Origin of the sequence: Paenibacillus tundrae, assembly GCF_030812775.1 — a bacterium.
GTDB classification, from domain to species: Bacteria; Bacillota; Bacilli; order Paenibacillales; family Paenibacillaceae; genus Paenibacillus; species Paenibacillus tundrae_A.
In genome coordinates, this window is the sequence record NZ_JAUSTI010000009.1 from 203,956 (window position 1) to 216,453 (window position 12,498).

The window sequence follows — 12,498 nt, forward strand, 5'->3', positions numbered from 1 at the left end:
GGGATTACGATGAAGATCATGACTGTGCTGGGCACGAGACCTGAGATTATTCGGCTCAGCCTAATCATCTCCAAGCTGGATCAGTACGCATCGAAGCACATTCTGGTGCACACGGGACAGAACTTTACGGAAAGTCTGAGTGGTCTTTTTTTCAAAGAAATGGGCCTGCGTGCTCCAGACTATGTGCTTCAGGATGAGGCGGCCTCCCTAGGTCGCCAGTTATCCTCTATGTTTACTCAGATGGAAGATTTATTACTGCAAGAAAAGCCAGATAAAGTGCTGCTGCTTGGTGATACCAATAGTGCGCTCTGTGCTGTATTAGCAGAACGTATGGGGATTCCCGTCATTCATATGGAGGCCGGCAACCGTTGCTTCGATCTGGATGTACCAGAGGAGAAAAATCGCCGCGTCATTGATGCGATATCCACAATAAATATGCCTTATACCGAACAGAGCAAAAAACATCTGGTCAGTGAAGGCGTGCCCAGTCGGCGAATCGTGCTGACAGGCAATCCGATCTATGAAGTGATGCAACATTATAAAGCACAGGTAGATGCCAGTAAAATTTTGCGGAAATTAAAGCTAAAGTCTGGACAATATTTTCTTGTTACAGCACACCGAGCTGAGAATGTAGATCATCCACCGCACTTATTGGAAATTATGAAGGGCTTGAATCATGTTGCTGAAGCGTATGGCCTCCGGGTGATCTGTAGTATCCATCCACGAACTGCCATTCGGATTGCAGAGCATCTGCAATTGGAGATGAATCCATTAGTGGAATTTCATGAGCCGTTCGGATTCTTCGACTTCGTGATGCTGGAACGTCATGCCCGACTCGCCCTTACAGATAGCGGTACTGTGCAAGAGGAGTGTTGCATTATGGGGGTTCCGACGGTAACAATGCGACGGACGACAGAACGTCCAGAGACGGTGGACTGTGGTAGTAATGTGGTGTCTGGGCTGGATGCTGCTCGCATTGCAGACTGTGTGAAGGTGATGACGGAGCTATCCAATGATTGGGAGTGTCCGCAAGGTTACAAGGCTACGGATGTATCCAGTAAAGTGGTCAAATTTCTGCTTGGAGGGAAAATGCATGTTTGAAAATAAGCGTATACTCGTGACTGGCGGCACTGGATCATGGGGTTATGAACTTGTAGCTCAACTGCTGCCTCAGCAACCCAAAGAAATTATTGTGTACTCACGTAATGAATCAAGCCAAGTGGCGATGAGCCGTGATTTTGAAGATCCTCGTCTGCATTTTCGCATCGGTGATATTCGGGACAAAGAAGCACTAACTGCGGCATGCCAGCAGGTCGACTATGTATTTCACTTAGCTGCACTTAAGCATGTTCCGGTGTGTGAGGATCAGCCGTATGAAGCGCTGAAAACCAATGTAATCGGCACCCAAAATGTGATTGAAGCGGCCATTGAGAACAAGGTGGAGAAAGTCATATATATATCAACCGACAAGGCAGCTAATCCGTCGAACTTCTACGGAATGACGAAGGCCATCGGTGAGAAGTTAATCGTCTACGCTAATCTGTTGCACAGCAATACACGCTTTGTCACAGTACGGGGAGGCAATGTGCTTGGCACCAATGGGAGTGTCGTTCATCTGTTCAAGAACCAGATCCGTCAAAAGGGTCAGGTATCGATTACCGATATGAACATGACACGTTTCTTCCTGACCCTGAAGGATGCGATCACTTTATTGTTCAAGGCTTCGGTGGAAAGCGTTGGTGGCGAAATATTTGTCATGACGATGCCTACCTGCAAAATTGTGGATCTCGCTGAAGTGCTGATTGAAGATTCAGGTGTTGAGAATGTTGGCATTGTAGAGCGTGGCACCCGCCCAGGTGAGAAAATCCATGAAATTCTGATGAGCGAATTCGAAAGTATGACTACGGTTGTCTACGACGAGCAGTATTTGGTTATTTTGCCTACGCTCGGTATTCCAGGACTCAAAGAGCATTACACGAACTGCCCTCCAGTTTCTTTCAGTAGTTTTAGTTCCGAACATCAATTGATGACAAAAGAGGAGATTCGTGAAATTCTCAAGCGCGGAGGATTCTTGTCATGAAGTTGCTGATACTTGGGGGGAACGGAATGGCCGGCCATGTGATGGTCGACTATTTCCGCCGTCAAGGTGTGCACAGTGTGTTTTACACAACTCGGGATGCTTCCGATCCGAATGGACTGTTACTGGATGTGAACGATAGTTTCATGGTGGATCGTTTGGTGGAAGCTGTGCACCCTGATGTGATTGTGAACGCTGTGGGTGTATTGAACAGTTTCGCGGATGTAGACAAAATCAATGCTTATCATATCAATGGTTTTCTTCCACATCGTCTGCGCCGGGTCGCAGATACCATTGGAGCACGTCTCATTCATATCAGCACAGACTGTGTGTTCAGTGGAGACCGTGGAGGTTATACCGAGTCGGACGTTACGGATGGGACTTCTGCTTATGCAGTCACGAAGGCGTTGGGTGAAATTCAAGACCCAGGACACCTGACCATCCGTACGTCCATTATTGGTCCCGAAATCCGGAAGGGCGGCATTGGGTTAATGAACTGGTTCATGTCCAGCACAGGTGAAGTTGGTGGATATACCCGTGTATTTTGGAACGGGGTGACAACCCTTGAACTGGCAAAATGGGTGGATCATTATCTGGCCTCACCTGTCAGTGGGTTGATCCATCTTGCCCATCCGCATCCACTAAGCAAGCATGATCTGCTCGTGTTATTTAAGCAGATCTGGAACAAAGAGGATATCGTTATTGTGCCTGATGATCGCATGGTGCAGGATCGGACGCTTGTATCAACACGCGTGGATGTGAAGACAGACCTTCCGGATTATTCTACGATGCTGAAGGAGCTGGCATTATGGATGGAGCAGAGCTAACAGGCAAGAAGGTGCTCATTACAGGTGCCTCAGGTTTTACAGGACGACATGCCGTGGAGTATTTTCAAGCAGCGGGTGCATTGGTCGCCGCAGTTGTTAGACGTGAATATGTTTATGCATTCCCTGAGGGTACACATGTGCACGTCTGTGACCTGAATGACAAAGAGCAAGTACGTCAACTAATCGACGAGGTGCAGCCTGATTATGTGCTGCATCTCGCAGGTAAAAATTCCGTACCGGATTCATGGTCTGATCCGCTGCTTGTACTGGAGACCAATGTGATGGCTGTACTGTATCTGCTGGATGCACTGCGCAGCTGTCCTGCTGCTAGAACGGTCATTGTTGGTTCGCGGCTAAAGTACACTCCAGAACCCGGCAAAATCCCGCAGCCGCCGCACCCATACAGTCTTAGCAAAGCTCTGGAGGAGATGGTGACGCTGTCGTGGATGTCTCTATTTGGTCAGCAGATCATGGTGGCTGAACCGGGCAACTTGATTGGTGCTGGCCCCTCCACAGGAATCTGCTCGCTACTTGCGCGTCATATTGTCGCCTGTGAGCAGGAGGGCAAGACAGAAGCCTTCCGTCTCTCAGGTCGGGAGAATACCCGTGATTTTCTGGATGTACGTGATGCGGTGCGAGCCTATGCTACATTGTTAGTTCACGGAACGACGGGTACAGTCTATCCTGTTGTCTCTGGTACGGAGCGTAGCCTAGGTGAGATCGCGGATACATTGTTGTCGATGACGAGTGCGAATGTACCTGTTCGCTGGGATGGAGCAACCTCAGGCCCAGACGGAGCTGGGAAAGAGGAAGAATTGTCGTTGCTGCGCAAACTGGACTGGCAGCCGCTCATTCCGTTTGCACAATCCCTTCAGGATATTCTAAATGGTGTTCGTATCCAGCAAGGGAGGGGAACGGATTGAACCCGAAGGTGTCTATTGTTATTCCGTTCTACAATTGTCCTTATGTGCCTCAGGCGATTCAAAGTGCCTTGAATCAGACATACGCTGAGACCGAGATCATTGTTGTCGACGATGGCTCGACGCAGTATTCCCATCTACTACATCCTTATCTTCCTTATGTTCATGTGCTTGGCAAAAGCAATGGGGGGACAGCGTCTGCACTGAATCACGGTATACGCCATGCATCCGGGGAATATGTAGCCTGGCTCAGTTCAGATGATCTGTTTTATCCAGACAAAATCCGGCAACAGGTTCAGTTTATGATAGAGCAGCAAGCGTTGGTTTCTCATACTAATTTTCACTATATTAATGAGCATGCTGCTGTGACCAAATTGCTTGGCGGGGCTGAGCCGATGGCGCCGGTGGATTGGTTGCGCAGGTTCGTAAATGGTAATCCAGTGAATGGCTGTACAGTGATGATTCGCAAAGATCTGTTCGGAGCGGTAGGTCTTTTTGATGAATATTTGCCATACACTCACGATCTGGATCTCTGGCTGCGGATTCTGCTGAACGGACATCACTTCCCGTATCTGAACGAGCCGCATACCGCCTATCGCTGGCATGAGGGTATGGGATCCATGAGACACGCTACAGTTATTGGGCAAGAAGCCTCCATGGTATGGTCGAGATATCGTGATCCGCTGTTGCAGCGAATCGCGAGCATGGGAGGATAGCGACAATTAGGCATTCACTTAAGACAGATATGAGGTTGGACTTCGAGCGGGGCATTAGCTAGATCCAGGTTACTTTTTATAAGAGCTATGACTTCTGCGTCTATAACTCTGAATACGATGATTCCTGTGCTGTGTATGAACAGGAGTCATCGTTTTTTATTTATTTTTGAAGTCGACAGAATACCCCTTACTTCGACAAAGAAATACCTATAGTATGATTATGAGTTTGATGGATTATATTTCCAACTTGTGTACATTTAACTGTTTGAGAGGGAGGGATATAGATATTCAATGAATATTAGGAGAGATTATGTATTCGTGTCAAAAATACATGGCCGGTAAAACAGAAAAAGAGTGGATTGACGTTTATAATTTGAAAGCGCTTCACCAACGATACTTAGCTCTTCTTTGCCATCGTGAAGATGAATGATGTGATGATATTAGAACACTCAAATGATGAAGGGAGATCATTCGATTATGCCATATATGTACAAGCTATGGAACAAGTTAGGCGTCATAATGCTAGTTATGATGCTGGTGATTATCAGTGTGGGGAGTGGAAGTGCTCTGGGGGCGGCAAGTTCATCAACAACTTCCAATACAACTCGTGTGTCTGTACATGACCCATCGATTTACTACGATTCGGCAACAAATAGGTATTATATTTATGGTTCACATCTGGCGCAAGCAAGTAGTACGGATCTCAGAAACTGGTCTTACGAAGGAACACAAGGTTATACGAACAGCAGCTTGTATGCACCTTCTACTTTTGAAGGCTACTATTATCTGAAAAATAAAAACAGTGGACTGTATCTAGACGTAGCCAATGGATCAGCCGCGGATGGAACGAGTATTCGACAATGGACTTATAATGGGTCTGATGCGCAGAAATTCAGAATCATGAATAACGGTAACGGGGACTATTACCTACTTACTGGAAATTCGGCCTATAATAGTGCAATTGGCGTCAATGGTGGGTCAGGGACGGACGGTGCTCTAGTTAGTCAGTCCGGATATGTGGGAGGAAATTCACAACTGTTCCGAGTTCAACAAAACGCGGACGGTTCTGTAGCCCTACTGACCAAGGCATCTGGCTATACGGGAGCATTGGATGTGGCGAACGGCAGCACAACGGCTGGCACGGATGTGCAGCAATGGAACTATTGGGGCGGAGAAATGCAGAAGTGGGAATTGATCAAAGCAGGCGGAACCGGTAATGCATCACGAAGCTCGGGCAATAATCTCACTTCTGCTCTAGCAGTACCTTACGCTTGGGCGGGGTATAACGATCAGGACAGCTCCGGTGGCCATGCAGTATGGGCTCCAGCATCACCAATCTATAATGCTTCATATACATGGGCGGACGGTTCAAAAGGTGCGTATATGTTGTACTACTCCACTTCTTCTACGTATATTCGTTCGGCCATCGGTTTTGGTGTATCTAAGTCTGTAAAAGGGCCTTATGAATACATTGATACCATCATCTATTCTGGTTTCACCAATCAAAGTAATCCAATTACAACAACGTCGTCTCTTGGCACAAAAACCATTAATACCTGGTATCAACATACGAATATTCCTGAGTTAATCGACCAAGGGAAGTTTTCGGGTACCAGAAGCAGCTGGTTCTCTGGCAATGGTGCATATAATAATACCTTATTTCCTAATGCAATCGATCCTACCTTAACCTATGACAGCTCAGGAAAACTGTGGATGAGTTACGGATCTTGGTCCGGTGGAATATTTATTCTTCAGATTAATCCAGAGACGGGACAGCCGATCTATCCAGGATCAGATAGTGGCGATACGGATCGTTACTTTGGCAAGCGCATCGCAGGAGGTTATGGGAAAACAGGAGAGGCTCCGTTCATTGAGTACGATAAGGAGGCAGGGTATTACTATCTATATGTGACCTATGGTGGTCTGGCGAATGAGGGAGGATATCACCTCCGTTTGTATCGTTCCACTACAATTAATGGAACATACACAGATGCTGCGGGCAATCAAGCCGTATATGCATCTGCGTCGGTTAATCAATCCACTCGTGGTGTGAAGTTGTTCGGGAACTATACCCTGTCTGGCATTCCCCTTGGCTACAAATCAGGCGGACATAACTCTGCACTTATCGATACGGACGGCGCAAGATATCTAATCTACCATACAAGATTTAATAATGGCACCGAGTATCATGAGGTGCGTGCGCACCAGCAATTTTTGAATGCGGATAAGTGGCCTGTCACAGCGGTGTATGAATTTTTGGGGAGCAGTATTTCAACCACAGGATATAGTACCAGTGATATGACCGGAACATATCAGTTCGTTAACATGGGACTGGATGCGTCCATTAATGGTGTCGGTATGCTTCCAACTCAAAGCGTGACGTTGAATACCAATGGAACGATATCTGGTGCAGTAACAGGCACATGGTCAAACACTGCAGGAACGTATTACTGTACGATGGTTATCAACGGAGTGACTTATAAAGGTGTATTCTTCAAACAGAAAAATGAATTGTCGAGCCATAACGAAGTGATGACCTTCTCTTTGATCGGCTCCAACAACCAAGCAATCTGGGGTTCCAAGTAGACGTCTGATTATTGCTATCAGCATGCGTATAATGTCTTCACTGTATCGGTTCCTCTTGGTTCTAAGTATTGCTTAGACAATAAATATCTGGACACGGCAGTCTAAAGTTGTACTTTTTTGACCCTACAGATGTCCCATACGAATTAGGGAGCATTTCATATACTAGGGAACGAGGAGTTATATTTTAGATTCGCAACCCAGAGGAGGGAAAGCCGGATGGAACCGAAGGTATCGATCGTCATTCCTTTTTACAACTGTGCATACATTGATCAGGCTATCTACAGTGCCGTTCATCAGACATATCCTCATATTGAAGTCATCGTTGTAGATGATGGTTCTACGCAGTATGTCGAGCGGGTACAGCCGTTTATGGATCGGATTACTTATATTCGCAAAGAAAATGGCGGCACGGCGACAGCTCTGAATGAAGGGATCAAAAGAGCAACCGGTGATTATTTTGTATGGCTTAGCTCGGATGATGTGATGTTACTGGATCGGGTAGAGAAACAGTTGGGATTTATGTTGAAAGTGAAGGCGTTGTTCTGTCATGGAGCGTATCACTATGTGAATGCAGATAATGAATGGATGGATACCATTCGTCCCGAGGTGGGAAGCCGCTTGGAGGTGCTGCAGGTACTTCTGGAAGGTTGTCCAATCAACGGCTGTACCGTAATGGTGGAGATGGATGCTTTTCGAAAATTCGGCATGTTCGACACCGATTTCCGTTACACGCATGATTATGAGATGTGGTTGAGGTTGTTCCCGGTTTATGAGCTGTTTTATTTCAATGATCCGTTAGTGTCTTATCGAGTGCATGAAAAGATGGGTACGAAGCGTCATTTTGATGAACTAAAGGCAGAGATGGAACGTGTTCAGGCGAAACACCGTCCCACATTGCTTAATCTGCTCCATGTAGGTGGGTATTGGCAATAAGTTAGGCCGCGGATTAGGCATCTGAATTAGACAATGCGTAGGTAAAAATTGTGGCATTTAGCGTTAAGGTAAGGAACGTCTCAGATGACAGGACACATGTGCATGCATGTTAACTCTGAGAGGTGCGAGAACGGTATAGATATGTTCATGCAAATAGGAGTATTTCACTGTGTCGCGTGTAGAGCTGCGGCAAATGGAATACTCCTATTTGACGTGACGAGATTCCCTGGGCAATAAATCGGTGGAATCGCGTTTGACGAAGGAAAAACAAAAACACAAAATTTACAGAAAGCCCAGAAAGCCCAGAAATACTCTCTTCAGCAAGAGGGTAAGCGTTCAACGATATCATGTTTGTTTGCATCGTTTTATTGGACTTGCATTGAATTTACGTAGGATCATTTACATTTAGTATTTCCATGGATTCTGGATCAGGCAAGATATATCCCTTTGGAAGCTTTTGCATCAAAGCATTCATGACAGCGTAGTCTACCTCAACATGTGGTGTGGAAACTGGAGTGGAAAACCAGCGATTATACAAATCACTGGGTACAAGGATCGTCATACGGAATGCCCTCCTCTCTGAATGGCTTCTTGGTAAACCTGTAACGTGCGCCTTCCCATTTCTTCCAGTGAGCGATGCTGCTCGGCCCATGCTTTGGCCTGTATGCCGACTCGTTTGCGGGTAGCATCATCCTCTAATAGCGCATGTAACAAACTACAGAGAGAGTTAGCATCTTGGGGAGGCACGACCCATCCGGTGTTAGCCGGATCAACCATTTCAGGCATCCCGGCAGTGCCGCTAACGATGACAGGAACGCCTGCGAGCTGTGCTTCGGTCACGGAGAAAGGCTGGGTGTCTTGCAGACTAGGTTGCACATAGATGTCAGCACGGCGTAGGAAGGAAGGGACATTGTCCAGTTTTCCAAAAAAGACGACATCGTCTCCCACGCCCATACGGGAAGCCTGATCACGTAATTCCTCCATCAGATTGCCCTCTCCCGCAATCCAGCAGACCCAATCTGAACGTAGTGTTTTCAGACCAGCAAGTGCGTTAATCAGGACATGTACACCCTTGATGTACTCTAGTCTACCGGTAAAAGCGATGACTTTTTTACCTGCTGGTGGTTTCTGGCGGAATTTGACTGCTGCTGAAGCTCGATAAGATGGAAGATCAATGGCATAAGGAATTAGGCGGAATTGGGATTCAGGTACGTTTAGTTCTGTAAGTGTGCTCTTAATCCAGTGACTAGACACGAGAATCAGCTCAGATTGTGCGGCGCTTCTTTTCTCCAGAGACAGGAAGTACCGACCTCGTTTGGATTGTAAGTAGGTAGGGAGTGTAAGTTGTGGATTCGAATTTTGAGCATCATAAAAAGTTTCACGCGCAAGCGCTCCATGATAGCTCGTTACGAGTGGCGTGTTACGGCGTAGAGTACGCTTCATGGCTACCGCAGCTACAGGATCTTGCGCATGAATGATGTCATAATGATTGACCCCAAGATACGCGGCAGCCATCTCAAAGGCATAACGATTAAGCTCATAATAAGCGAGAAGGGAGTCGGCGGTGAATTGAGGCAGGTCGGTGGGGTTAAGCTTCGTTTGCAGCATGGGCCAGACTTTCGTTTTGGAGAAGGATTGATTCAGATTACGGACATAAACCTCATTGCTCGCTGCGTTCGTGCCCATAATATCAACCTCCACACCCAGTGATGTCAGGTGATCGGCCAATTGTCTTAGATATGTCCATATCCCACCCATTTGGGTTAATTCCCAATAGGTTACAAGCAGAACTCTCATAGGTACCTCCTTATCACGGCCTGCACAGACCGTTCTGCTATCTTTGTATTCTATGAAAAACGAAGTGCCTGAGGTCGGGCATTTCTATGCTTACGTGCAAAAATGGGTGAAAACAACTGGCATTGGACGAGAGGTTGCATAAACTACATAAGGATGGATCGGTGGAAATGGGAGGGAGGGCAAGTGTGTGGCGGTGTATCTACTTGTGATGCATGAGAGTATGCTTCAAACGGCTATCCCAGTCAGATATGTAGATATTGAGGTAGCATGGGTAGGGGATGACGAAGCGGATGTATTTATAGGTGGAAGAAACGATGTAGGCGGAGAGATGTATCGTTATCTTTTTCAGATTGGATCAGAGCACCATGGGTGCTTGCGTAATTATGTCATTCCTAATTTGGATGTGTCCTCGGCGGGCTGGGAACTTCGAATTATTACGAATTATTCCCGTCCTTATCATCTTGCAGTTCGTTTGTATTGCCGGAGCGCATACGGCCAGACTCTGGGTGTACTCACGGAGCACCAGATGACCAAGCTCGCAGATTAACAGTGGAGTAATGTGAACGTGTAGTTGAATGATACAGCGGATATAACGGATACAACGTGTGACCAAACGGATGGAGCAGGTAGGATCCTGGTTCATCTTTTTGCGTCTGCATTAATCCAGTACATAGCTTCCAAAAAAGGATTGTGTAACTAGATATAGATGAAATGGATCATTTTGATCTATATCTCGTACATATTGAAGCAGTTAGCGGAAATTGAGTTGAAATTTACATATATAATTAATGACATTAAAAATATCTTGACAGCAAAGGTATTTTCGTTAAAATATACTATGATTAAAACAAAAGTTTAAAACGACAGTTTGAAACAATGGTTTGAAACATGTTGTGATTATAAGGCCGTTGGAGAGGGAAGAGATGCCTCCAGGCCGGAAAAGAGAGTGAGAATTTGAAAGAGCAAACAGCAATTCCCCAGAATCCAGCGGAGTTTTCGATAAAAACGATTATTCTACCGCTGCTGGCCATCATTGTAGGTATGATTATGGTCATTCTGGACAGCACGGTGGTGAATGTGGCGATTCCTAATCTCGTTCAGTATTTCGAGACGGATCTCAAAACCATTCAATGGACTGTGACGGGATACACCTTGGCTTTGTCAGCTGTCATTCCCCTTGCTGGATGGTTAACCGATCGGTTCGGTTCCAAGAGAGTGTTTTTATTTACGATTGCGATGTTTACATTAGGGTCAGTGTTGTGCTCCGTTGCACAATCCCCAGAACAATTAATTATTTTCCGTATCATTCAGGGGCTCGGTGGAGGCATGGTCGCTCCGATTGGTATGGCTATGGTTTTCCGTTTGGCTCCCCCGGAGAGAAGAGGCTCCATTATGGGTATGCTGGGGATTCCGATGTTATTAGCTCCTGCATTAGGTCCAGTATTGTCTGGCTGGTTCATTGAGTCGTTCAGTTGGCACTGGATTTTCCTTATTAATCTTCCGATCGGGATCGTTGCGCTTATTCTATGCCTCAAATTTTTGCCAGACACGGATCGTGGACGGACGCCTACACTTGACCTATTAGGTATGATTTTGGCACCCATTGCATTCTCTATGCTGGCTTATGGTGTTAGTGAAGGCGGCACAAGTTGGACGTCAGCAACTACACTGACTGGTGTGATTGTAGGTGGGGTAGCTTTGATTCTGTTCATTATTGTAGAACTGCGTCACAAGCATCCATTGCTGGAACTACGGGTATTCAAATCATCTGATTTCTCACGCGGTATTATTCTTGCTTGGGTATCACAAGTGGCTCTCTTCGGAGCGATGATTCTGATTCCGCTCTACCTACAACAGATCAAAGGATACACTGCTCTGGAAACAGGACTGATTCTGCTTCCACAGGCACTGGCATCTGGTGTAGGTATGCCGCTCGGTGGACGTCTGTTTGATAAGATTGGTGCGAGACCACTGGCATTCACAGGTCTTGGCATCATTTCCGGAGCACTGTTTATCTTGTCTTCCATCACAGCGGAAACAAGTCTTGGACTGATCATTGTTAGTCTGATTATGATGGGATTGGGTATGGGTCTTTCCATGATGCCGCTGAATACACATGTATTGAACGCCGCCCCACGTAAGCTGGTAGGTCGTGTTACACCGCTTACCGCTGCAGCTCAGCAAGTGGTTGTGTCCTTTGCAGTTGCAGGACTGACGGGTTTCTTGACTTCGCGAGTTGCTGATCATACAACAGGAACTGGCGGAGCGAGTGCAGTTAATGGATTGGTTGCTGGCTTCAACGATACGTTCTTCTTGGCAGCTTGCATTGCGCTGTTTGGATGTCTTCTGAGTCTGATTCTTCGTAAACCGAAACAGATGAAAGAAGAGACGCTCGAGTCAGGAGATCAGCCTGATCCAGCAATGATGATGGGTCACTAATTTCTTAAGGATATGATCTAAAAATAAAATCTAAAAATAAGATCTAAAAGCAGAAGAAACCGTTCTTCTCAGATGGGAGATTGATTCGCCATTTGAGAAGGGGCGGTTTCTTTTGTACAAACAAGTTAAAGTAACTAATGGATAAGAGATATCTGGACAAAAGGAGATTTATTTTGCCCTACATATATTTCGCTCAGTGTCAT

At 46.2% G+C, this 12,498-nt stretch carries 11 protein-coding genes; 9 read left to right on the plus strand and 2 right to left on the minus strand.

Features of this window, described 5'->3' with window-relative positions:
- Positions 1-9 precede the first annotated feature (9 nt).
- From wecB to J2T19_RS17685, 7 genes are all read left to right on the plus strand, one after another.
- Positions 10-1,101 (plus strand): non-hydrolyzing UDP-N-acetylglucosamine 2-epimerase, encoded by a 1,092-nt coding sequence (gene wecB / locus J2T19_RS17655; RefSeq protein ID WP_307218085.1) that lies wholly within the window; start codon positions 10-12, stop codon positions 1,099-1,101.
- Positions 1,094-2,080, plus strand: a complete 987-nt coding sequence (locus tag J2T19_RS17660) for a polysaccharide biosynthesis protein (RefSeq protein WP_145049787.1) — start codon at positions 1,094-1,096, stop codon at positions 2,078-2,080. The genes wecB and J2T19_RS17660 overlap by 8 nt, the downstream gene beginning before the upstream one ends.
- The gene (locus J2T19_RS17665) at positions 2,077-2,904 is read left to right on the plus strand and encodes a dTDP-4-dehydrorhamnose reductase family protein (RefSeq protein ID WP_307217988.1); all 828 of its coding nucleotides are present in this window, start codon (positions 2,077-2,079) and stop codon (positions 2,902-2,904) included. Before J2T19_RS17660 ends, J2T19_RS17665 begins: the two co-directional genes overlap by 4 nt.
- Positions 2,886-3,827, plus strand: coding sequence for an NAD-dependent epimerase/dehydratase family protein (locus J2T19_RS17670; RefSeq protein ID WP_307217990.1), 942 nt, complete (start codon positions 2,886-2,888; stop codon positions 3,825-3,827). Before J2T19_RS17665 ends, J2T19_RS17670 begins: the two co-directional genes overlap by 19 nt.
- Complete coding sequence (locus J2T19_RS17675; protein WP_307217992.1) at positions 3,824-4,540, plus strand: glycosyltransferase family 2 protein; 717 nt, start codon at positions 3,824-3,826, stop codon at positions 4,538-4,540. Before J2T19_RS17670 ends, J2T19_RS17675 begins: the two co-directional genes overlap by 4 nt.
- A gap of 453 nt (positions 4,541-4,993) precedes the next feature.
- Positions 4,994-7,126: an RICIN domain-containing protein gene (locus J2T19_RS17680; protein ID WP_307217994.1), complete on the plus strand. Its 2,133-nt coding sequence runs from the start codon at positions 4,994-4,996 to the stop codon at positions 7,124-7,126.
- 216 nt (positions 7,127-7,342) lie between these two features.
- Positions 7,343-8,059, plus strand: coding sequence for a glycosyltransferase (locus J2T19_RS17685; protein WP_307217996.1), 717 nt, complete (start codon positions 7,343-7,345; stop codon positions 8,057-8,059).
- Between the two features lie 385 nt (positions 8,060-8,444).
- Here the strand turns inward: J2T19_RS17685 and J2T19_RS17690 are convergent, their stop codons facing one another.
- Both J2T19_RS17690 and J2T19_RS17695 read right to left on the minus strand, forming a co-directional pair.
- Positions 8,445-8,621, minus strand: coding sequence for a hypothetical protein (locus tag J2T19_RS17690; RefSeq protein WP_200956206.1), 177 nt, complete (start codon positions 8,619-8,621; stop codon positions 8,445-8,447).
- Positions 8,618-9,856 carry a glycosyltransferase family 4 protein gene (locus J2T19_RS17695; RefSeq protein ID WP_307218000.1) on the minus strand — a complete coding sequence of 413 codons (1,239 nt, stop codon included), beginning with the start codon at positions 9,854-9,856 and terminating at the stop codon, positions 8,618-8,620. The genes J2T19_RS17690 and J2T19_RS17695 overlap by 4 nt, the downstream gene beginning before the upstream one ends.
- 187 nt (positions 9,857-10,043) lie before the next feature.
- Here J2T19_RS17695 and J2T19_RS17700 point away from each other — a divergent pair, with 187 nt between their 5' ends.
- Positions 10,044-10,403 carry a hypothetical protein gene (locus J2T19_RS17700; protein WP_307218002.1) on the plus strand — a complete coding sequence of 120 codons (360 nt, stop codon included), beginning with the start codon at positions 10,044-10,046 and terminating at the stop codon, positions 10,401-10,403.
- A gap of 407 nt (positions 10,404-10,810) precedes the next feature.
- A complete protein-coding gene (locus tag J2T19_RS17705; RefSeq protein WP_307218004.1) occupies positions 10,811-12,295 on the plus strand; it encodes a DHA2 family efflux MFS transporter permease subunit in 1,485 nt (494 codons plus the stop codon).
- Positions 12,296-12,498: the final 203 nt, after the last annotated feature.